The 19,672-nt window shown below is 61.8% G+C and carries 21 protein-coding genes; 3 read left to right on the top strand and 18 right to left on the bottom strand.

All coding sequences use genetic code 11. The annotated features are described in order from the left end of the window. Window positions 1-67 precede the first annotated feature (67 nt). From rpmE to rpsB, 12 genes are all read right to left on the bottom strand, one after another. Complete coding sequence (gene rpmE / locus ACZ5ZH_RS02880; protein WP_066861944.1) at window positions 68-292, bottom strand: 50S ribosomal protein L31; 225 nt, start codon at window positions 290-292, stop codon at window positions 68-70. 104 nt (window positions 293-396) lie between these two features. Continuing rightward, on the bottom strand, window positions 397-879 hold the full coding sequence (gene fabZ / locus ACZ5ZH_RS02875) for a 3-hydroxyacyl-ACP dehydratase FabZ (protein WP_449471779.1): 483 nt from the start codon (window positions 877-879) through the stop codon (window positions 397-399). Between the two features lie 8 nt (window positions 880-887). Next, window positions 888-1,550: an OmpH/Skp family outer membrane protein gene (locus ACZ5ZH_RS02870; protein WP_464772121.1), complete on the bottom strand. Its 663-nt coding sequence runs from the start codon at window positions 1,548-1,550 to the stop codon at window positions 888-890. Further along, window positions 1,550-4,186, bottom strand: coding sequence for an outer membrane protein assembly factor BamA (gene bamA / locus ACZ5ZH_RS02865; RefSeq protein WP_464772120.1), 2,637 nt, complete (start codon window positions 4,184-4,186; stop codon window positions 1,550-1,552). The genes ACZ5ZH_RS02870 and bamA overlap by 1 nt, the downstream gene beginning before the upstream one ends. A 93-nt stretch (window positions 4,187-4,279) precedes the next feature. Further along, a complete protein-coding gene (rseP, locus tag ACZ5ZH_RS02860; protein ID WP_464772119.1) occupies window positions 4,280-5,413 on the bottom strand; it encodes an RIP metalloprotease RseP in 1,134 nt (377 codons plus the stop codon). After that, on the bottom strand, window positions 5,410-6,570 hold the full coding sequence (locus ACZ5ZH_RS02855) for a 1-deoxy-D-xylulose-5-phosphate reductoisomerase (protein ID WP_464772118.1): 1,161 nt from the start codon (window positions 6,568-6,570) through the stop codon (window positions 5,410-5,412). Before ACZ5ZH_RS02855 ends, rseP begins: the two co-directional genes overlap by 4 nt. Beyond that, window positions 6,567-7,337, bottom strand: coding sequence for a phosphatidate cytidylyltransferase (locus tag ACZ5ZH_RS02850; RefSeq protein ID WP_464772117.1), 771 nt, complete (start codon window positions 7,335-7,337; stop codon window positions 6,567-6,569). Before ACZ5ZH_RS02850 ends, ACZ5ZH_RS02855 begins: the two co-directional genes overlap by 4 nt. Before the next feature lie 3 nt (window positions 7,338-7,340). Then, window positions 7,341-8,084, bottom strand: a complete 744-nt coding sequence (locus tag ACZ5ZH_RS02845) for an isoprenyl transferase (RefSeq protein WP_464772116.1) — start codon at window positions 8,082-8,084, stop codon at window positions 7,341-7,343. 43 nt (window positions 8,085-8,127) lie between these two features. Beyond that, on the bottom strand, window positions 8,128-8,685 hold the full coding sequence (gene frr / locus ACZ5ZH_RS02840; RefSeq protein WP_464772115.1) for a ribosome recycling factor: 558 nt from the start codon (window positions 8,683-8,685) through the stop codon (window positions 8,128-8,130). A gap of 6 nt (window positions 8,686-8,691) precedes the next feature. Then, on the bottom strand, window positions 8,692-9,417 hold the full coding sequence (pyrH, locus tag ACZ5ZH_RS02835) for a UMP kinase (protein ID WP_196224070.1): 726 nt from the start codon (window positions 9,415-9,417) through the stop codon (window positions 8,692-8,694). Between the two features lie 161 nt (window positions 9,418-9,578). Continuing rightward, window positions 9,579-10,511: a translation elongation factor Ts gene (tsf, locus tag ACZ5ZH_RS02830; protein ID WP_464772114.1), complete on the bottom strand. Its 933-nt coding sequence runs from the start codon at window positions 10,509-10,511 to the stop codon at window positions 9,579-9,581. A gap of 116 nt (window positions 10,512-10,627) precedes the next feature. Further along, complete coding sequence (gene rpsB, locus ACZ5ZH_RS02825) at window positions 10,628-11,386, bottom strand: 30S ribosomal protein S2 (protein WP_196224072.1); 759 nt, start codon at window positions 11,384-11,386, stop codon at window positions 10,628-10,630. 244 nt (window positions 11,387-11,630) lie between these two features. Here rpsB and ACZ5ZH_RS02820 point away from each other — a divergent pair, with 244 nt between their 5' ends. Then, on the top strand, window positions 11,631-11,858 hold the full coding sequence (locus ACZ5ZH_RS02820) for a hypothetical protein (protein ID WP_196226556.1): 228 nt from the start codon (window positions 11,631-11,633) through the stop codon (window positions 11,856-11,858). Window positions 11,859-11,870: 12 nt separating this feature from the next. Here the strand turns inward: ACZ5ZH_RS02820 and ACZ5ZH_RS02815 are convergent, their stop codons facing one another. Both ACZ5ZH_RS02815 and ACZ5ZH_RS02810 read right to left on the bottom strand, forming a co-directional pair. Continuing rightward, the gene (locus ACZ5ZH_RS02815) at window positions 11,871-12,647 is read right to left on the bottom strand and encodes a CDP-alcohol phosphatidyltransferase family protein (RefSeq protein ID WP_464772113.1); all 777 of its coding nucleotides are present in this window, start codon (window positions 12,645-12,647) and stop codon (window positions 11,871-11,873) included. Continuing rightward, window positions 12,644-13,378, bottom strand: a complete 735-nt coding sequence (locus ACZ5ZH_RS02810; protein WP_464772112.1) for a phosphatidylserine decarboxylase — start codon at window positions 13,376-13,378, stop codon at window positions 12,644-12,646. The genes ACZ5ZH_RS02815 and ACZ5ZH_RS02810 overlap by 4 nt, the downstream gene beginning before the upstream one ends. A gap of 165 nt (window positions 13,379-13,543) precedes the next feature. Here ACZ5ZH_RS02810 and ACZ5ZH_RS02805 point away from each other — a divergent pair, with 165 nt between their 5' ends. Together ACZ5ZH_RS02805 and ACZ5ZH_RS02800 are read left to right on the top strand one after the other, a co-directional pair. Then, window positions 13,544-14,764: an NADP-dependent isocitrate dehydrogenase gene (locus tag ACZ5ZH_RS02805; RefSeq protein ID WP_464772111.1), complete on the top strand. Its 1,221-nt coding sequence runs from the start codon at window positions 13,544-13,546 to the stop codon at window positions 14,762-14,764. An 85-nt stretch (window positions 14,765-14,849) separates the two neighbouring features. Next, window positions 14,850-16,463, top strand: coding sequence for a GNAT family N-acetyltransferase (locus tag ACZ5ZH_RS02800; protein WP_464772110.1), 1,614 nt, complete (start codon window positions 14,850-14,852; stop codon window positions 16,461-16,463). 175 nt (window positions 16,464-16,638) lie between these two features. Here ACZ5ZH_RS02800 and ACZ5ZH_RS02795 read toward each other — a convergent pair whose 3' ends face one another. From ACZ5ZH_RS02795 to ACZ5ZH_RS02780, 4 genes are read right to left on the bottom strand one after another with little or no spacing between them, the layout of a single operon-like run. Further along, window positions 16,639-16,992 carry a dihydroneopterin aldolase gene (locus ACZ5ZH_RS02795; protein WP_464772109.1) on the bottom strand — a complete coding sequence of 118 codons (354 nt, stop codon included), beginning with the start codon at window positions 16,990-16,992 and terminating at the stop codon, window positions 16,639-16,641. Continuing rightward, window positions 16,985-17,890, bottom strand: a complete 906-nt coding sequence (locus tag ACZ5ZH_RS02790; RefSeq protein ID WP_464772108.1) for a bifunctional 5,10-methylenetetrahydrofolate dehydrogenase/5,10-methenyltetrahydrofolate cyclohydrolase — start codon at window positions 17,888-17,890, stop codon at window positions 16,985-16,987. The genes ACZ5ZH_RS02795 and ACZ5ZH_RS02790 overlap by 8 nt, the downstream gene beginning before the upstream one ends. Next, window positions 17,859-18,719: a formyltetrahydrofolate deformylase gene (gene purU / locus ACZ5ZH_RS02785; protein ID WP_464772107.1), complete on the bottom strand. Its 861-nt coding sequence runs from the start codon at window positions 18,717-18,719 to the stop codon at window positions 17,859-17,861. The genes ACZ5ZH_RS02790 and purU overlap by 32 nt, the downstream gene beginning before the upstream one ends. Window positions 18,720-18,744: 25 nt before the next feature. Continuing rightward, complete coding sequence (locus ACZ5ZH_RS02780; RefSeq protein WP_464772106.1) at window positions 18,745-19,623, bottom strand: methylenetetrahydrofolate reductase; 879 nt, start codon at window positions 19,621-19,623, stop codon at window positions 18,745-18,747. Between the last annotated feature and the right edge of the window lie 49 nt (window positions 19,624-19,672).

The raw sequence follows: 19,672 nt of genomic DNA, 5'->3' as shown, positions 1-19,672 counted from the left end.
ACCGCCGCACCCAACAAAAAAGGGCGCCCATAAGGCGCCCTTCCCATTCGTTCCACGAAGGAACCGATTACTTCTTCAGCGTCAGGCCGCCAAAGCGCTTGTTGAAGCGCGCCACCTGGCCGCCGGTGTCCAGCTGGCGGTTGCCGCCCGTCCAGGCCGGGTGAGACTTGGGGTCGATGTCGAGCGCCAGCGTGTCGCCTTCCTTGCCCCAGGTCGAACGGGTCTGGAAGGTGGTGCCATCGGTCATCTGGACGGTGATCAGGTGGTAATCGGGGTGGGTATTGGCCTTCATGAGTCTGCTCCGTCAATGGGCCGGTTTCCGACCGGCCATGGATGCGAATTCTTGCGAAGGCGCGCGGTTACATGGGATCACGCGCGAAGGCAACCCCTCCCGGCCTAGTCCTCCGGCGGATCGGCGATCATCGCGACGAAGTTCGCCTCGGCGCACAGCTTGCCATCCACCGTTGCCTTGCCCACGAACTTGCAGACGCGGCCACGAATCTGAAGCAATTCGACGTGAAGGTCCAGCAAGCAACCCGGCTCCACCGGATTGCGGAACTTCGCCCCGTCGATGCTCATGAAATAAACGAGCTTGCCCGATCCTCGCAGATCGAGCGTTTCGACCGTCAGCACGCCCGCAGCCTGCGCCATCGCCTCGATGATCAACACGCCCGGCATGATTGGGCGGCCAGGAAAATGCCCTTGGAAGAACGATTCATTGATCGACACGGCTTTGACCGCATGGATCCTCTCTCGCACCACGAGAGAGGCCACGCGGTCGACGAGCAGCATCGGATAGCGGTGCGGCAGCGCCGCCATGATGCCACGAATATCGATGGCACCCACGGCGGCGGTGGCCGCTTCAACTTCCCCCGTCATCGCTGCGATCAGCGCGAGGTCGGCTGCTGCGACGGGTTGGCGGGAGCCGCTGCGGCAGGCGTCGGCGCCTGACCACGAGCGCCGCCGGGTTGCCAGCCAGCGGGCGGCACGATGCCGACGCTCGGCACCAGCGCGTTGAGTTCGGTCACGACCTGTTGCGTGATGTCGACGGTCGGCTGGTAGGACACGGTGGCGTCGGGCGCCAGGATCAGGTCAACCTTGGCCTTCGTCATCGCCGACTTGAGCGCGTCCGACAGCTTTGCCGAAATCTGCTCTTCGACATAGGCGTTGGCGAGCGCGATCGGCTGGCCCAGGCGCTGCAGTTCGGCCTGACCGCTCTGCCCGGCCTTCTGATAGGCTTCATACTGGGTCTGGATCGCGGGCGTAGGCTTGTTGCCCGCCGCCTTCATCGCTGCCTCAAGCGCCGTGCCCTTGGTCTTCAGGTCAGCGTCGATCGCATTCTTGCGCGCGGTGAAGCTGTCGATCTGCGCCTTGTAGGTCGTCTGAATCTGTGAGCGAGCCGTGGTGTAGGCCGAGCTGGTCGCTACCGCACGCTGAAGGTCTGCAACAGCGATCCCAATCTTCGACTGGGCTGCGGCAGGCACGCTGGTCAGCGCGATGGCAGTCATGGGCGCAAGAGCAAGCGCCGCGGCCTTGAGCATCTTATTCATTAGAATTGAGTCCCTACGTTAAAGCTGATGAGCTGAGTGTCGTCCCCTGGTTCCTTGAGCAGGGCCTTGGCAATGTCGATGCGGAACGGCCCGAACGGCGAGTTCCAGTTGACGCCAAAGCCCACGGAAACACGCGGCTTGAGCGTGTCGCCGAGATATTCTTCTGTAAAGCCCGTGCCGCTGACGTGCGTTGTTCCCGTGGGGCAAGTCGGCGCTTGCGGGGTGCCGCCAGCATCGGGAGGCGTGGTGCCCCCACTCGGCGTCGAACAATAACCAGCGAACGAAGTTGGAACAGGATCGCGAAGTCCGCCGACTGCACCCGCATCTACGAACACAGATGGACGAAGGCCCATCTCCCGTGCGCCAGAACCCAGTGGAATTTCAACCTCTGCACGAGCAAGATAATAAATCTTGCCACCTAGTGCGTCATCACGCCGGTTATTGTTGTCTGTCGATAGTACGCTGGTGATCACACCAGTCGTCGCGTCGGTTGTGGTGGTGTAATAGCGACGAACAACACGTGGCCCAATCCCGCGGATGTCAAAGCCACGAATTTGGGGATTACCCAAAAAGAAGCGGTCTGTCAGGCGAACTTTATCGACCAAATTTCCCGAGGCATCGCGACGCTCACCCTCCAGCGAGTGGATATAGCCTCCCTCGCCCGATATCGAGAAAATGAAGCCTCCACCTAACGGCCAATATTTCGAAGCATTCAGTCGCGTGCGAACATATTTAACGCTACCGCCCAGCCCGGCGAAATCCTGGTTCAGAACGACGTTTTGGCCCCGTGTCGGCCGAATGCGGTTATCACGATTGTCGTAAATCAGCGAATAGCCGAGAGAAGACGTGGTCCGTTTGCCGATGGCATCACACAGATAGCGGCCAGCAAGGATGGCGCTACAGACACCGTTTCTGTAATAAGTATCCTTATCCAGGCTCACATCATCCAGGTTGAGGCTGTAGCGCAGCGCCAGCGACATATATTCGGTGATCGGCACGCCCGCGCGAATTTGGAAGCCCGTCGTCGTCTGCTTATATGTCGTATCGCGATCGTTTCCATTACCCGTGTATCGGAAGCTGTTCAGGTCGCGACGATAAATATCGCCACCCAGCGCGATATTCTTGTCCATGAAATAGGGCTCGGTGAAGCCCACTTCGACAGACTTCGAATAGCTGGAATAATTGACGCTGGTGCGCAGTTCCTGGCCCTTGCCACGGAAATTGCGCTGCGTGATCGATGCCGAGACGATGAAGCGTTCGAGCGACGAGAAGCCCGCCGACAGCGACAGTTCACCCGTCGATTTTTCCTGGACGTTGGTTTCCAGCACGATGCGATCAGGCGCGGAGCCCGGCTTCTGCTCGATGTCGAGCTTCTCCTGGAAGAAACCGAGCGAGTTGATGCGGTCCTTCGAACGCTTGACGAGGAAGCTGTTGAACGCGTCACCTTCCGCCAGACGGAACTCGCGGCGGACCACCTTGTCCTGGGTCAGCGTATTGCCGTTGATGTCCACCCGCTCGACATAGACGCGCGGCGCATTGGCGATGCGGAAATTAATCCCCATCGTCAGGGTGTCCTTGTCGCGGTTGAAATCCGGCTGAACGTCGGCGAAGGCATAGCCGAACAGGCCCGCCGTCTCGCTCAGCGTGTCGACAGTATCCTCGACCTGCTTGGCGTTGTACCAATCGCCCTTTTTCATCGGCAGCGTCTTGGTAAGCGACGCACTCGACAGGTCGCGAATGTCGGATTCTACCTTCACGTCGCCGAACTTATAGCGCTTCCCTTCCTCAACCACATAAGTGATGATGAAGTCCTGCTTGTCCGGCGTCAGTTCCGCCACGGCTGAGATCACGCGGAAATCGGCATAGCCTTCGGTCAGATAATATTGACGCAGCTTCTGCTGGTCATAGGCGAGGCGGTCGGGATCGTAGCTGGTGCCCGAGGAGAAGACGCGGAACCAGCGCGACTGTTTCGTCACCATCTGGCTACGCAGGTCGCCGTCGCTGAACTTCTCGTTCCCGATGATGTTGATCTGGCGGACCTTGGACTTAGGCCCTTCGGAAATCTCGAAGACAATGTCGACGCGGTTCTGGTCGAGCTGCACCATCTTGGGCTCGACCGTCGCGGCAAAGCGGCCCTGACGACGATAGAGTTCGATGATGCGGGCGACGTCGGCGCGAACCTTCGACCGGGTGTAGATCTGGCGAGGTGCGAGCTTGATCTCGGGACGGATCTTGTCTTCCTTCAGCCGCTTGTTGCCTTCCAGCACGATGCGGTTGATGACCGGATTTTCCTTCACCTCCAGCGTCAGCGCACCATTGTCGTTGCGGATTTGGACGTCGGCGAACAGCTCGGTTTCATACAGGTCGCGCAGCGCCTGATCGAGCGACTCCTGCGTAAAGGGCTGGCCAATGCGCAGCTTGGTGTAAGACAGCACTGTATCGGGTTCGAGCCGCTGTTGCCCCACCACGCTGATGCTGCGGATGGTTCCCGCAGCCGGCGCCACGGCGGGGACAGGCGCGGGCGCGGCGGGCTGCGGCGCGTCCTGCGCCAGCACGGGAACCGCGGACAAGCCGCCGATCATCGTCGTTGCCAGAAGGGCCGCGACAACCGGGCGCTGTCTCTTGCTGCTCATCATCGCTGTCACCCGCTCTACCCTTTTACAAAAAAGCATATGTTCGTTCACGCCGGGAAACACGGCGCTAAATCGCGCCTCCCTGCCCGATACGGCTTAGCCGATCAAGCCGGACAGGCGTTCCCAGAGCCCGAAAGAAGATAAATCGTTGAAAGTCACCAGCATCATCATGGCCAGGAGTACCGCCAGACCCGAACGATACGCCCAATCCTGCACGCGCGGACTGACGGGCCTGCGCTGTATAGCCTCCACCCCGTAAAACAGCAGATGTCCGCCATCCAGCATGGGAATTGGCAACAGGTTGATGAACCCCAAGTTAATCGAAATGAGGGCCATGAAGAATACGAAACTTTCGACCCCCAAAGTCGCGGCCTGACCCGAAACCTCCGCGATCTTGAGTGGTCCGCCCAGTTCCTTATACGACCGGCCACCGCCCAATATCTGCCCCAGCGTCTCGACCATCGTACGAATGATCTGCCCCGTTTGCTTGAGAGCAACCGCAGGCGCGCGCCAAAGCTCGACAGGCTCAATTACCGGCTGTCCAGGAGCAATGCCCAGCCGTCCGACCTTGAAACTGTTGCCGAAGCCGTCACGCTCCTGAACGGCGCCGACGCTACCCTGCTTCTTGACGGTCTTACCCGCCCGCTCGAGCAGGATCGTCACCGGTTCACCGGGACGGATTTGCGCATAGAGGCGAAGGTCGTCGAAGGTCGCCATCTCCCGCCCATTGAGCGACAGGATACGATCTCCGGGCTGGATACCCGCCGCCGCCGCTGCGCTGGCTGGCTGCACCTTCCCCACGACCGCCGGGGTTCGGCTCTCGCCATAAGCGAAGGCGAATGTGGACAGGATCAGGATGGCAAACAGGAAATTGATGAATGGGCCTGCCGCGACGATTGCCGCCCTTTGCCACAGCGGCTTGGCTGGAAAGCTTTCGGCGCGCTCGCTCGCGGGAAGCTGCAACCATGCGGGGTCTATCTGGCTGGCGGCGTTCATATCGCCCTTAAAGCGGACATAGCCACCCAGCGGCAAAGCGCCGATGCGCCAGCGCGTTCCGCGCCGGTCTACCCATGCGGCAATCTCCGGGCCAAAGCCGATCGAAAAGGCTTCCGCCTTCACGCCGCACCAGCGACCGACCAGATAATGGCCGAGTTCATGCACGAAAACGAGCGGCCCGATGACCGCTACAAAGGCGAGGACCGTCAACAGGAACCCGGGATTTTGGATCAAGCCGTCAATCTTTCCATCACTTGGCCCGCCATGCGTCGAGCCTGTGCATCTGCTTCCAGCACATCGTCGATCCCGCTTGGCACTGGCGCGCTATAGCGGTTCAGAACGTCCTCCACAATCATGGCGATATCAAGGAAGCCGATGGCCTTATTCAGGAAGGCCGCCACCGCCACTTCATTGGCGGCATTCAGGATCGCAGGCGCCAGCCCACCCTGCTCCGCCGCCTGCCGCGCCAGACGAAGCGCAGGGAAACGGCTGTCGTCCGGAGCCTCAAAATCAAGCCGTCCTGCCTGTGCAAGGTTCAGTGGCTGGCAGGGCGTTTCCATCCGATTGGGCCATGCGAGAGCGCTGGCGATAGGAATACGCATATCCGGCGATCCAAGCTGCGCGAGGGTCGAGCGATCCCGATATTCGACCATCGAATGGATGATCGATTGGGGATGAACCAAAATCTCGATGCGCTCCAGCCCCACGGGGAACAGATGCGCCGCCTCGATCAGTTCCAGGCCCTTGTTCATCATCGTGGCGCTATCAACGCTGATCTTCGCGCCCATGGACCAATTGGGATGCGCCACGGCCTGCGCTGGCGTTATGTGACGCATCTCTTCACGGCTGCGCGTGCGGAACGGGCCGCCACTCGCCGTCAGGATGATCCTTGCTACATCATCCAAACGACTTCCGGCAAGGCACTGAAAAATAGCATTATGCTCGCTATCGACCGGCAGCAGTGTAACACCCGAATGCTCCGCCGCGTCCATCATCAGCGCGCCCGCTGATACAAGCGATTCCTTGTTGGCAAGGGCAACCGTGCCGCCCGCCTTCAGCGCCGCCATTGTAGGGCGCAGGCCCGCACAACCGACGATCGCAGCCATTGTCCAGTCCGCCCCCGCCTCTGCCGCCTCGACCAGAGCAGCTTCGCCCGCGGAGACCCTGATCCCGGACCCCTGCAACGCCGCCTTTAATGCATCGTAGCGCGCGGGGTCGCCTATCACAGCCATTTGGGCATTGCACCGGCGCGCCACCGTAGCCAGCCCGTCAACGTCGCTATGCGCGGTCAGCGCCACGACCTCAAACGCATCGCGATCACGCTCGATCAGATCGAGTGTCGACATGCCGACAGACCCTGTCGCACCAAAGATGGAAATCTTGCGCGTCATGGGAACACCAGCAAAAGATAGAGGGCAGCAGCGAGCGGCGCCGCCGCAACGACCCCGTCCAAACGGTCCATCACGCCGCCATGGCCCGGCAGCAGGCTTCCGCTGTCCTTGACACCCGCACGGCGCTTCATCGCGCTTTCCAGCAGGTCGCCGAGCTGCGCCGCCACCGCCAGCAGCCCGCTCGCAGCGGCAAGCTGGATCGGCAACCCTGCGAAACGATGCAGGACGAAACCCAGGATCAACGCCGCCAACACGCCCCCGCCCAGCCCCGCCCAGGTCTTGGACGGGCTTACCCTTGGCGCCAGCTTCGGGCCGCCGATCGAACGCCCCGCGAAATAAGCGCCGATGTCGGTCGCCCACACCAGCGACAATGTCCAGAAGGCGAGCAGAAGCCCGCCCGGCTGCTGCTGACGCAGAAAGATGAGCGCCATCACCGGCACGAAAACGTAGAAAATCCCCAGCGACAGCCGAACCGATCGCGTGACCAAAACCACAAAGAAGAAAGCGGCGACCGCAAGCGTGAAGGCTGTCCAAGACAGGCCCGCCGCCAGCGGACAGAGGAGCGCCAGCGGCACCGACACCGCAAACATCGAAAGCCGCCGATGCTCAGGCGAAGCGCCCGTAAGGTCTGCCCACTCCCCCTGTATCAGCACACCAGCGACGACGAGCAGCAACCAGAAGAAAAAGCCCCCGAAAAAAAGGGCTGCGGAAGCCAGGGCTATAAGCAGCAGTCCAACGACCGCGCGGGTGCGAAGCTCACTGGACATCGGTCAAAGCCCGCCGAAGCGGCGGTCCCTCAAACGGAAGGCGTCAAGCGCCTCGGCAAGCGCCCGCCCATCGAAATCGGGCCAAAGCATATCGGTAAAATATAGCTCGGCATACGCCGCCTGCCACAGCATGAAATTGCTCAGCCGCTGCTCTCCCGACGTCCGGATCAGCAGGTCGAGCGGCGGCAGATCGGCCGTGTCCAGCCCGGCTTCGACATCTTCCAATCTCACGGCTTCGGGATCGATTTCGCCAGCCCGCACCCGTCGCGCGATAGTCTGGACCGCCCGCACCATTTCATCCTGCGCGCCATAGTTAAGCGCGATCGCGATGATCGGTCCATTGTTGGACGCGGTTCGCGCCACTGCACGCTCAATCAGATCGACGAGAGACGGATCAAGCGCCTGATAGTTGCCGATCACCCGCAAGCGCACACCATTGGCGTGAAATTCGTCTAGGTCCGACTCGATGAAGCGCCGCAGCAGCCCCATAAGGTCCGCCACTTCATTTGCCGGCCGCTTCCAATTCTCCGAGGAGAAAGCGTAGAGCGTCAAACATTCCAGCCCAAGGTCTCGTGCGGCCCTAGCAACCCTGCGGACCGCTTCGACGCCAGCCCGATGCCCTGCGATGCGCGGTAGGAACCGTTTCTTCGCCCAGCGGCCATTACCATCCATGATGATGGCGACATGGCGCGCGCCATGACCGGACGCGCCGTCATGAGCGAAGTCGGATTTGGCTTGGCTGGCCATCAAAGTTGCGCGCGAGCGATGAGCACGGAGGGAGCGTCCCGGCTTACTGGCCGAGAATTTCCTTCTCCTTGGCCGCTGTGACCGCGTCGATATCCGCGATGGTGCTGTCCGTCAGCTTCTGCACCTCTGTCTCCAACCGCTTGCGTTCGTCCTCGCTGATTTCGCCCTTCTTTTCGTCGCCCTTGAGATGGTCCATGCCATCGCGGCGAACGTTGCGGACAGCGACGCGGGCGCCCTCGGCATATTTGCTGGCGAGCTTGGCCAGTTCCTTGCGCCGTTCCTCGGTCAGGTCGGGGATCGGCAGGCGCAGCGTCTGGCCGTCCATGATCGGATTAAGGCCAAGGCCCGCCGAACGGATCGCCTTGTCGCAGGGGCCGACATTGCTCTTGTCCCACACCTGCACCGACAGCATGCGCGGCTCGGGAGCGGAGACGGTGGCTACCTGGTTGAGCGGCATATGCGCGCCATACACTTCGACCGTGACCGGATCGAGCAACTGGATATTGGCCCGGCCGGTACGCAGACCCGCCAGATCACCTTTCAGCGATTCGACGGCGCCGTGCATGCGGCGTTCGAGGTCGGCCTTGTCATATTGAGCCATGGTATTTCAGCGCTCCTGATTTTGCACGATCGTCGCAACTCCGTCCCCGGCCAGCACCTTTGTCAGATTGCCGGTTTCGCGGATGTTGAAGACGACGATGGGGATATTGTTTTCGCGACAGAGAGCAATGGCACTTGCGTCCATGACCTTCAGATTGTCGTTCAGCACCTTGTCGAAGCTGATCTCATCATAACGCGCAGCGTCGGCTACCTTCTTGGGGTCGGCATTATAAATGCCGTCCACGCTGGTGCCCTTGAACAGCGCGTCGCAGTTCATCTCGGCCGCGCGCAGTGCCGCGGTCGTATCGGTGGTGAAGAAGGGGCTACCAGTGCCCGCCGCAAAGATGACGATCCGGCCCTTTTCCATGTGCCGCACCGCTTTGCGCCGAATATACGGCTCGCACACGGTCGCCATCGGGATCGCCGACTGCACGCGCGTGTCATAACCGATCTTTTCGAGCGCATTCTGCACCGCCAAAGCGTTCATGACGGTGGCGAGCATGCCCATATAATCGGCGCTTGTGCGGTCGAAGCCCTTGGCGGCTCCCGCCAGGCCACGAAAGATGTTGCCGCCGCCGACAACGACGCAGATTTCAAAGCCCGCATCCTTCGCCGCAGCGATTTCGGATGCGACACGGTTCACGGTTTCCGGCTCGATGCCGAATTGCCCCTGCCCCATCAGCACTTCGCCCGAGAGTTTCAGCAAGATGCGCTTGAACGGCGGACGAGTCATGCGGGGTAAAATTCCATCAATTGGAGCAGACAAAGGAATGGCGCGCACCTTAGGCAGCGCGCGCCATTCTGTGAAGTCCTTAGCGTGCTTGGGCAGCTTGTCGAGAAGCGTTGCTCCCCGCATGCCGCCCTAAGCGAACATTCTGTCGGATCAGGCCCGGATCAAACGCCCGCAGCCGCGGCGACTTCAGCGGCGAAGTCGCTCGTTTCCTTCTCAATGCCTTCGCCGAGCTGGAAGCGGACATAATTCTTCAGCGTGATCGAAGCACCTGCATCCTTCGCCGCCGCCGCGATGACGTCCTGTACCGGAGTTTTGCCATCCATCACAAAGGCCTGCGTCAGAAGAGCGTTTTCCTTGCGGAACTTTTCGACCGGTCCATTGATGATCTTGGCAGCGATCTCTTCGGACTTTCCAGCAATCTTATCGGCGTTCTTTTCACGCGCGATCGCAGCTTCGCGCTCGATGATCGCAGGATCGATGTCATCGGCCGAAAGCGCCAGCGGGAAGGCGGCGGCGATGTGCATCGCGATCTGCTTGCCGAGCGGCTCCAGCACGTCAGCAGGCGCATCGCCTTCCAGCGCGACCAGCACGCCGATCTTGCCGAGGCCCGGCGCAGCGGCGTTGTGAACGTAGGGAACAACAACACCCTGGCTCACTTCCAGCTGACCGATGCGGCGCAGGGTCTGGTTCTCACCAATGGTGGCGATGTTCGACACCAGCTTCTCGGAAATCGTGCCGCCAGCCGGGTGGGCCTGCGACGACAGCGCTTCGGCGTCGGTCGCGCCGCTGTTCAGGGCAACCTGAGCCACGGTCCGGACGAAGTCCTGGAACTGGTCGTTCTTCGCTACGAAGTCGGTTTCGCTGTTCACTTCGACGGCAACGCCCTTGGTGCCAGCGACGGCAACGCCGACCAGGCCTTCAGCAGCGGTGCGGCTCGACTTCTTCTGAGCGGCGGCGAGGCCCTTGGCGCGCAGCCAATCGACGGCGGCTTCCATGTCGCCATTGGCTTCAGCGAGCGCCTTTTTGCAGTCCATCATGCCCGCGCCCGAACGGTCGCGCAGTTCCTTGACGGCAGCAGCGGTAATCTCGGCCATGTTTCGGCTCCTAAATTTCGATGGGGTTCAAATAAACGGGGTTCGAATAAGCACTAGGGCGCGTTCCGGTGGAGCGCGCCCTAGCCTCTTAATCTTGCAGTTCGAAGACCGCGGGATCAGGCCTGAGCGGCGACCTCTTCAACTTCGGGCTCGTCCAGAGCACCGAGGTCAACGCCCGAAGCCTGCTGCGCACCGCGGTTGCCCTTGGTGGCTGCGGCGGCGATGGCGTCGCAATAGAGGCGGATCGCGCGGCTGGCGTCGTCATTCGCCGGAACCGGGAAAGCGATGCCGTCGGGCGAAACGTTCGAATCGAGGATCGCGACGACCGGGATACCCAGCGTGTTGGCTTCCTTGATCGCCAGCTCTTCCTTGTTGGCGTCGATCACGAACATGACATCGGGGATGCCGTTCATGTCGCGGATGCCGCCCAGCGACAGTTCGAGCTTCTCGCGCTCGCGGGTCATCTGAAGGACTTCCTTCTTGGTGAAGCCGTGGGTGTCGCCCGACAGCTTCTCTTCGAGGGTCTTCAGACGCTTGATCGAACCCGAAATGGTCTTCCAGTTGGTGAGCATGCCGCCCAACCAGCGATGGTTGACGAAATGCTGGCCCGACTTGCGGGCGGCTTCAGCGATCGGATCCTGCGCCTGGCGCTTGGTGCCGACGAACAGAACCTTACCACCGGCGGCGACGGTCGCCGACACGAAGTCCAGCGCGCGGCCGAAGAGCGGCACGGTCTGCGACAGGTCAAGGATGTGGATGCCGTTGCGCTCGCCGAAGATGTACGGCTTCATGCGCGGGTTCCAGCGGTGGGTCTGGTGGCCGAAGTGGGCGCCAGCCTCGATCAATTGGTGCATGGTGACGACAGGAGCCGCCATAATATTTCTCCTTCCGGTTTAACCTCTGGGAATCAGGAACTGGGGCGTCACGCCGTCAGCACCGGATATGTGCGATTCCCATGTGGAATGGCGCGGCCCTTAGCGCGGCGCCACGCGCGATGCAAGGGCTTGACGACGCCCGCGAAGTGGAACATATGGGGAACATGGGAACAAATCGGACGTTCGGCCGGTTTGGACTTCAATCAGGACCTACGGTTCTCAGCACAGGAAGAGTGAGCGATCTATGTTCACCATTGTTGCAGCTACGGTTTTCTTCGCGGCCTTTCTGCTCGCCGCCAGCGTGATAATCGGGATGTTCGCGCTCTATCATGAAAAGATGGTAGCCGCCCTGTTGTTTGAGCCCATCCCTCAAGAGCCGCCAGTATATCGCCTGCGGATCAGCCGCCGTCGTGCCGCGCCAAGCCGTCCGCTTGCTCCCACTGCAACACGGCCGCACGCTTTCGCCGCCTGATCCGGTTCGGCACTACCCGGTGGCGGTCGCTTGTTGTCGTCGGACCTTGGCGTAAGACATCATCCCAAACGGGATCGTCATGAGATATATGGCGCACAGGAATAGCAGCGTCAGCCAGGGATCGGTGATCAGCAACGCGGCGAGCAAGCCAGCGACGGCGATCGCCTCCAATCTGATCCTCTTGCGGAGCCGCAGCGCCGACCAGGTATAGGTCGCAATGCTGGAAATCATCAGGAAGGCAATGAAGGCCGTCCACGGCGCAACCACATACCAGGCCCGAAAAATTTCCTGCCCTGTGACCAGCCACAAATAAAGTGGCACGAACGCCAGTCCCGCTCCCGCAGGCGCTGGCACGCCCGTGAGGAACCCAGCCGATTTATGCGGCTGTATGTCGGCGTCGATATTGGCGTTGAAACGCGCAAGCCGCAGCGCGCACGACAGCGCATGTGCCAGCGCGAATATCCAGCCGAATTTCGGCATGGCATGCAGCGACCAGAGGTACAGGATCAGCGCTGGCGCAACACCAAAGGCGATGGAGTCGGAAAGCGAATCCAACTCCGCGCCGAATCGGCTTTCCCCACGCAGCAGCCGAGCGATGCGACCGTCGAGCCCGTCCAGCACGCCCGCGATCAGGATGGACAGGACTGCCCTCTCCCACTCTCCGGAAATGCCATAGCGCACGCCCGTCAGGCCGAAGCATAGCGCCATTGCAGTGACGGCATTGGGCGCGACCATCCGCAGCGTGATGCCCCGGCGAAGCCCACGCGGGATAGCGCGCCGCTGTCTCATTGCTGGATACTCGAAATGACCCGCATGTCGCCAATCTGGCCGAGGATGGTCTCGCCTGCAACGGTCCTTTGCCCCAGCACCACGCGCGGCGCCGTTCCAGCGGGCAGGTATACGTCCACGCGGCTGCCAAAGCGGATGAGCCCGATCCGCTGCCCCGCCGCGATCATGTCGCCCGGTTTCACGAACGGCACGATCCGTCGCGCCACGAGCCCCGCGATCTGGGTGAAGCCGACACGCACGCCGTCATGGCGCTCCACCAATATGTGCTGCCGCTCATTATCCTCGCTCGCCTTGTCGAGGTCAGCGTTCAGGAACTTGCCCGAAATATAGACGACCGACTTCACCGTCCCGCCGATCGGCGTGCGGTTGATGTGGACGTCGAAGACACTCATGAAGATCGACACGCGGATCATCGGCTGATCGCCAAGGCCGTCCGCCCCAGCCATCTCACGCGGCGGCGGCACGCGCTGGATCAGCGTCACCAGGCCGTCGGCGGGCGCCACGATCGCCCGCTCATCCTGCGGCACGGCGCGCACCGGGTCGCGGAAGAAAGCGAAAACCCAGATCGTCACCATCACCATCAGCCAGCCGGGTATTGTCCAGCCGACCAGGAACAGCACTATCGTAATCGCCGCAGCAATCAGGCCGAATTTCATCCCCTCCGGATGCACCGAAGGGAAGCGCCACTTCACATTGCCGCCCAAGGCGACGGAGATTTCGTCATTTTCCATGGCACCTGTCTTTAGGGACAGTCACTTGCAGTGACAACGGCCGATCCTGCACTGAACGCACGGCAAGCCTGACGTCCTGCGACCGCCAATGCGCAGTTGAACATTGCCGCCGCTTTCCCTAGGGCGTGTCGCAATTGCATCCAAACAAAGAAGGCGAAGAGGCGCATGGCGAAGATCAAGGTCAAAAACCCTGTCGTGGAGATCGACGGCGACGAAATGACGCGGATCATCTGGCAGTGGATTCGTGAGCGCCTCATTCTCCCCTATCTCGACATCGACCTCAAATATTATGACCTGAGCGTCGAAAAGCGCGACGAAACCAACGACCAGATCACCGTCGATTGCGCCAATGCCGTCAAGCAATATGGCGTCGGCGTGAAGTGCGCCACCATCACCCCGGACGAAGCGCGCGTCGAGGAATTCGGCCTCAAGGAAATGTGGAAGTCGCCCAATGGCACGATCCGCAACATCCTGGGCGGCGTCGTGTTCCGCGAACCGATCGTCATCAAGAACGTGCCCCGCCTGGTTCCCGGCTGGACCGACCCGATCGTCATCGGCCGTCACGCGTTCGGCGACCAGTATCGCGCCACCGACTTCCTGGTTCCCGGCCCCGGCAAGCTGCGCATGATCTGGGACGGCGCGAATGGCGAGAAGATCGAGAAGGACGTCTTCAACTTCCCCAGCCCGGGCGTCGCCATGGGCATGTACAATCTGGACGATTCGATCCGCGACTTCGCTCGCGCCAGCATGAACTATGCGCTCGATCGCGGATGGCCGCTGTACCTGTCGACCAAGAACACCATCCTCAAGGCTTATGACGGCCGCTTCAAGGATCTGTTCCAGGAAGTGTTCGACAATGAATTTGCCGATCAGTTCAAGGCGCAGGGCATCGTTTACGAACACCGCCTGATCGACGACATGGTCGCCTCCGCCCTCAAGTGGAGCGGCAAGTTCGTGTGGGCGTGCAAGAATTATGACGGCGACGTGCAGTCCGACACCGTCGCGCAGGGCTTCGGCTCGCTGGGCCTCATGACCTCCGTCCTCCTCTCGCCCGATGGCAAGACCGTCGAAGCGGAAGCCGCGCACGGCACCGTCACCCGCCACTATCGCCAGCACCAGCAGGGCAAGCAGACGTCGACCAACCCGATCGCGTCGATCTTCGCCTGGACGCAGGGTCTGGCCTATCGCGGCAAGTTCGACGACACGCCGGAAGTCACGAAGTTCGCCGAAACGCTGGAACGGGTCTGCATCGAAACCGTGGAAAGCGGCGCGATGACCAAGGATCTTGCCTTGCTGATCGGTCCGGATCAGGCATGGATGACCACCGAGCAGTTCTTCGAGGCGATCCGCGCGAACCTCGAAACCGCCATGGGCAATTGGAACTGATCCAGCCTTTTAGGCATTCAGTACGGAAACGGAATAAGGCGGCGCCGTCCAACGGCGCCGCCTTTTCCATGGCGGGAGATCGGCGATGACGACAGCAACACGCAAACGGCTGGAGGTCCGCACCGCGGTGCCCGCCGACGTTCGCGGCATCCAAAGGCTGATCGCCCGCGTCTATCCCGGCATGGCCAACTATTCGCTCGCAACCCTGCGCGGCCAGATCAACAATTTCCCGAACGGCTGCTTCGTCGCCCTCTACGACAACAAAATCGTCGGCTATTGCGCGACCATGCGCGTCAGCCGGTCGATGGCCTTTTCCTTCCATGATTGGGAAGAAATCACCGCCAATGGCTTTGGCACCCGGCACAGCGCGGCTGGTGAATGGCTCTACGGCTATGAAATGGCGGTCGATCCCAAGCTGCGCGGGCTTCGCATCGGCCAGCGCCTCTATGACGAACGCAAGGAACTGGCCGAAGAGCTGGACCTGCACGGCATCGTTATCGCCGGACGCATGCCGGGCTACATGCGCGCCAAGCGCCGCGTGGACGGTCCCGCCGATTATTTGGAAAAGGTGGTCCAGGGCAGGCTGCGCGACCAGGTCATCAGCTTCCAGCTCAAGAACCAGTTCGAACCGCTCGGCGTCCTCGAAAACTACCTCCCCGAAGACAAGCAATCCGACGGCCACGCCGCGCATCTTGTCTGGCGCAACCCCTATGTCGATCCCGACGAAGCGCCCGAAATGCGGGTGCCGCGCGGCGTTGAGAGCGTTCGCCTAGCCACCTGCCAGCTTCAGGCCCGCGCCGTTTCCGACTTCGATGAATTTATTCGCAACATCGAATATTTCGTTGATGTTGCAGCAGATTATCGTTCCGACTTCATCGTCTTTCCGGAACTGTTCACCCTCCCCCTGCTCTCATTCGAAACCAAGAAACTGTCCCCACTGGAGGCGATCGACAAACTCACCGGCTACACACCGCGTCTGACGAAAGAACTGACGCGCATGGCGCTGGAATATAATATCAACATCATAGGCGGCTCCCACCCGACGCGCGCCGACGATGGCGACATCCAGAACATCGCCTATGTCGCCCTGCGCGATGGATCGGTGCATACGCAGGAAAAAATCCACCCGACCCCCAACGAAGCTTTCTGGTGGAACATCAAGGGCGGCGATTCGCTCGACGTGATCCAGACCGATTGCGGCCCGATCGGCGTCCTCATCTGCTATGACAGCGAATTTCCGGAGCTAGCCCGCCGCCTCGTGGATCAGGGCGCGCGCATCATCTTCGTTCCCTTCTGTACCGACTCGCGCCTCGGCTATATGCGCGTGCGCTACTGCGCGCAGGCGCGGGCGATCGAAAACCAATGCTATGTCGTCATGTCCGGCAATGTCGGCAATCTGCCCAACGTCGACAACATGGACATCCAATATGCGCAAAGCGCCATCCTGACCCCCTGCGACCTACCCTTCGCCCGGGACGGCATAGCGGCGGAGTCCACCGAGAATGTCGAAACGCTGACCATGGCCGACGTCAACCTCGCCGACCTCAGTTGGGCGCGAGCGGAAGGCACGGTGCGCAACCTCCGCGATCGCCGGTTCGACCTTTATCATATCGACTGGGACAGCAGCCCCGATCATGCCCATGCCCCCAGCGGCGGCCCGGTGCCCGCTGGCGGCCACAATGCGCCTGGTGGTGGGTGAGAGGATCGAAGCTTGGCTACCTTTTCGCTCCCCACCTCATGCAAAGGAATGTCTCGAAGGGATGGTTTTGGGCTTTCCTGCCCTTAAGAACAAGAAAGGGGCTTCGACAAGCTCAGCCCGAACGGGGAGAATATGAGCTGTTTCAAGGCATGATAGTCTCACGCCTATCAGCTCCTCACTTCGACATCGATATTGTGACCGACGCCATCCCCGAAGGCAGCGCGCGGGGCTTGTCGATCACCACCTCGGCCTGCCGCACATGGTCGAAGGCGAGGCAGGATCGCGCCAGTTCCGCGCCGAACGTCTCGATCAGCCCGATGCGCTTTTCCGCCAGCATCCGCGCCAGTTCATGGACGCGGCGATAGTCGATCGTTGCGCCCAGCATGTCCTTGGTCACAGGATCGACCAACAGCGTGATGCTGACCACCAGCGGCTGGAACGTGCCAATCTCGTCGGGGTTGATGCCAATGTCCGCCATCAGCGGCAGTTCGCGCACGGCGACCCGCGTGGTGGAGCAGGACTCAGCCAAGAGCCGCCGCCCGCTTCGCCGCCTGCACCGTATTGGCAAGCAGGCAGGCGATGGTCATCGGCCCCACCCCGCCCGGCACTGGCGTCACCGCTCCAGCATGGCCGAGTTCGTCAAAGGCACAATCGCCCACTAGCTTTTCCTTCCCATCCTCGTCCATCACGCGGGTGATGCCGACATCGATCACGATCGCGCCAGGCTTTATCCAATCACCTCGCACCAAACGCGGGCTGCCAGCCGCGGCGACGACGATGTCGGCGGTGCGCACGATATCGGCCAGGCCCTTGGTCGCGATATGGGTGACGGTGACCGTGCATTCGCGCTCCAGCAGCAGCATGGCGACAGGCTTGCCGACGATGTTGGACTTGCCGATCACCACGGCGTTGAGGCCGCGATAGTCATCCACCACCGTGTCGAGCAGGCGCATGCAGCCAAGCGGCGTACATGGCACCAGTCCACCGATCCCGGTCGACAGCCGCCCGACATTCACGGGGTGGAACCCGTCCACATCCTTGGCCGGATCGATCGCGTCCAGCACGCGCGTCGCGTCGATCTGCCGGGGGAGAGGCAACTGCACCAATATGCCATGAACGCCCGGGTCGGCATTAAGCGACGCGATCAGCGACAGCAACTCGGCTTGCGCGATGGAAGCGTCCAGCCGATGCTCGATCGACCGCATGCCCGCCGCGTTCGTCTCCTTGACCTTGCGGCGGACATAGACCTGGCTTGCCGGATCATCGCCCACCAGCACGACGGCGAGCGTCGGCAGCACGCCGGTGCGCGCGCGCAGTTCCACCGCCTGGCGCGCCGTCTCCGCGCCGATCGTGCGGGCGAGCGCCTTGCCGTCGATGGTCAGGGCCACGCGCGGATCAGTTGCGGAAAACGATTGTGCGGCTGTCATTGACCAGAACCCTGTCTTCCAGATGATATTCAACCGCCGTCGCCAGCACGCGCCGTTCGATGTCGCGGCCCTTGCGAACGAGGTCGTCGGGGCTGTCGGCATGGCTGATCCGCTCGACATCCTGATGGATGATCGGCCCTTCATCGAGGTCGGCGGTGACATAATGCGCGGTCGCGCCGATCATCTTGACGCCGCGTGCATGGGCCTGGTGATAGGGTTTGGCGCCCTTGAAGCCGGGCAGGAAGCTGTGATGGATGTTGATGCAGCGACCAGACAGATAAGCGGCCAGATCGTCCGACAATATCTGCATGTAGCGGGCCAGCACGATCAGTTCCGCGCCGGTTTCCTCCACCACCGCCTTGATCTGCGCTTCCTGCTGCGCCTTGGTGTCTTTGGTGACGGGCAGGTGATGATAGGGAATATCGCCGATCATCGTGGTGTTCAGCGCCGCCATCGGATGGTTGGACACAATGCCGACCACATCCATCGGCAATTCGCCGATGCGGTGGCGATAAAGCAGGTCGCCCAGGCAATGGTCGAACTTCGACACCAGCAGCAGCACCCGCCGCCGCTCTGCCGCGTCGCGCAGACTCCATTCCATGCCATGGTCGTCTGCTACCGGCTGAAACGCCGCGCTCAGCTTGCCCATGTCGTTCCACGGCGCAGTCAGGTCGACCACCACCCGCATGAAGAACAGGCCACTTTCACGATCGTCGAACTGCTGCGCCTCAAGGATATTGCCGCCATGCGAAGCGAGGAAGGCGGCGACGGTGGCGACCAGGCCCGGCCGGTCGGCGCAGGACAAGGTCAGGATGCAGGTCTGGGTCAATCGATCCCCCTATGGATGATGTGCGTTAATTCTGGTTCGACCGGTGTTGCCCAATCCACTCCGCCGTCCGCGCCAAGCCGCCGAACGGATAGAAGTGCAGCCGCACCGGCCCATGGCCGGGATGCAGGCCAGCGGCGATGTCGCCCACCAGCCGGTCTGGCCCAGCCGCGCCCAGCAGGCGCGACAGGGAAATCCCGTATTTGGCAAGCACCGAAGCGGACGCGCCCACGCCGCAATGGGCAGCAAAACGCAGCAGCGTCTTGATCCCCGCCGGCCCCGGCACACCGATCCGCACAGGCGCATCGATGCCCCGCCGCCGCAGTTCGATCAGCCAGTCGAGCACCGGCGCCGCATCGAACCCGAACTGGGTGACGATCAGCGGGGCCATGCCGCGATCCGACACCTCCGCGCACTTCGCCAGAAGCGCGCTCCACCGGGCCTCTTCGTCCATCACCGGATGTCCTTCCGGATGCCCCGCAATACCGATCGCCTTCACGCCATGCGTTTCGAACAGGCCGGTGCGAAGCAACGAAAGCGCATGCTCGAACGGCCCCGCAGGAACGGGAGGATCGCCCGCCACCAGGAACATGCGGCGCACGCCTGCTTCCTCGGCCGACCGGCGCACCGTCTGTTCCAGCTCCTCAAAGGACCCGATCCGCCGCGCCGACAGATGCGACATGGGTTCAAAGCCAAGGTCACGGACCAGCTTCGCCGCGTCGATCCGCGCATCGATCGTCTCGCCCGGCAGGAAAGTTATGGCGATCGGCGTTTCCGGCGCCAGCATCGACGCGGCGGAACGCAGGGCGTCGCAATCCTTGGCCGTCATCTCGATCGAATAGCCATCCGTGATCCGCTTGGGGATATGCTGTTCCCAGTTCGGGTGGATCGTCGCCGCGCCCGCCATGACCGCTCTCCTGAAGTGTTTGGGCTTTGCCGAGCAGCGTCGGCCACTC

Source organism: Sphingobium sp. TomMM7A (assembly GCF_055397305.1).
The sequence above is the reverse complement of the archived record's forward strand: the minus strand, read 5'-3'. Positions and strand labels throughout refer to the sequence as shown.

Bases quoted from the DNA above. Each gene is read 5' to 3' on its own strand.
- rpmE (WP_066861944.1), bottom strand. From the start codon at position 292: ATGAAGGCCAATACCCACCCCGATTACCACCTGATCACCGTCCAGATG.
- fabZ (WP_449471779.1), bottom strand. From the start codon at position 879: ATGACGGGGGAAGTTGAAGCGGCCACCGCCGCCGTGGGTGCCATCGAT.
- ACZ5ZH_RS02870 (WP_464772121.1), bottom strand. From the start codon at position 1,550: ATGAATAAGATGCTCAAGGCCGCGGCGCTTGCTCTTGCGCCCATGACT.
- bamA (WP_464772120.1), bottom strand. From the start codon at position 4,186: ATGATGAGCAGCAAGAGACAGCGCCCGGTTGTCGCGGCCCTTCTGGCA.
- ACZ5ZH_RS02855 (WP_464772118.1), bottom strand. From the start codon at position 6,570: ATGACGCGCAAGATTTCCATCTTTGGTGCGACAGGGTCTGTCGGCATG.
- ACZ5ZH_RS02850 (WP_464772117.1), bottom strand. From the start codon at position 7,337: ATGTCCAGTGAGCTTCGCACCCGCGCGGTCGTTGGACTGCTGCTTATA.
- ACZ5ZH_RS02845 (WP_464772116.1), bottom strand. From the start codon at position 8,084: ATGGCCAGCCAAGCCAAATCCGACTTCGCTCATGACGGCGCGTCCGGT.
- frr (WP_464772115.1), bottom strand. From the start codon at position 8,685: ATGGCTCAATATGACAAGGCCGACCTCGAACGCCGCATGCACGGCGCC.
- pyrH (WP_196224070.1), bottom strand. From the start codon at position 9,417: ATGACTCGTCCGCCGTTCAAGCGCATCTTGCTGAAACTCTCGGGCGAA.
- tsf (WP_464772114.1), bottom strand. From the start codon at position 10,511: ATGGCCGAGATTACCGCTGCTGCCGTCAAGGAACTGCGCGACCGTTCG.
- rpsB (WP_196224072.1), bottom strand. From the start codon at position 11,386: ATGGCGGCTCCTGTCGTCACCATGCACCAATTGATCGAGGCTGGCGCC.
- ACZ5ZH_RS02820 (WP_196226556.1), top strand. From the start codon at position 11,631: ATGTTCACCATTGTTGCAGCTACGGTTTTCTTCGCGGCCTTTCTGCTC.
- ACZ5ZH_RS02815 (WP_464772113.1), bottom strand. From the start codon at position 12,647: ATGAGACAGCGGCGCGCTATCCCGCGTGGGCTTCGCCGGGGCATCACG.
- ACZ5ZH_RS02810 (WP_464772112.1), bottom strand. From the start codon at position 13,378: ATGGAAAATGACGAAATCTCCGTCGCCTTGGGCGGCAATGTGAAGTGG.
- ACZ5ZH_RS02805 (WP_464772111.1), top strand. From the start codon at position 13,544: ATGGCGAAGATCAAGGTCAAAAACCCTGTCGTGGAGATCGACGGCGAC.
- ACZ5ZH_RS02800 (WP_464772110.1), top strand. From the start codon at position 14,850: ATGACGACAGCAACACGCAAACGGCTGGAGGTCCGCACCGCGGTGCCC.
- ACZ5ZH_RS02790 (WP_464772108.1), bottom strand. From the start codon at position 17,890: ATGACAGCCGCACAATCGTTTTCCGCAACTGATCCGCGCGTGGCCCTG.
- ACZ5ZH_RS02780 (WP_464772106.1), bottom strand. From the start codon at position 19,623: ATGGCGGGCGCGGCGACGATCCACCCGAACTGGGAACAGCATATCCCC.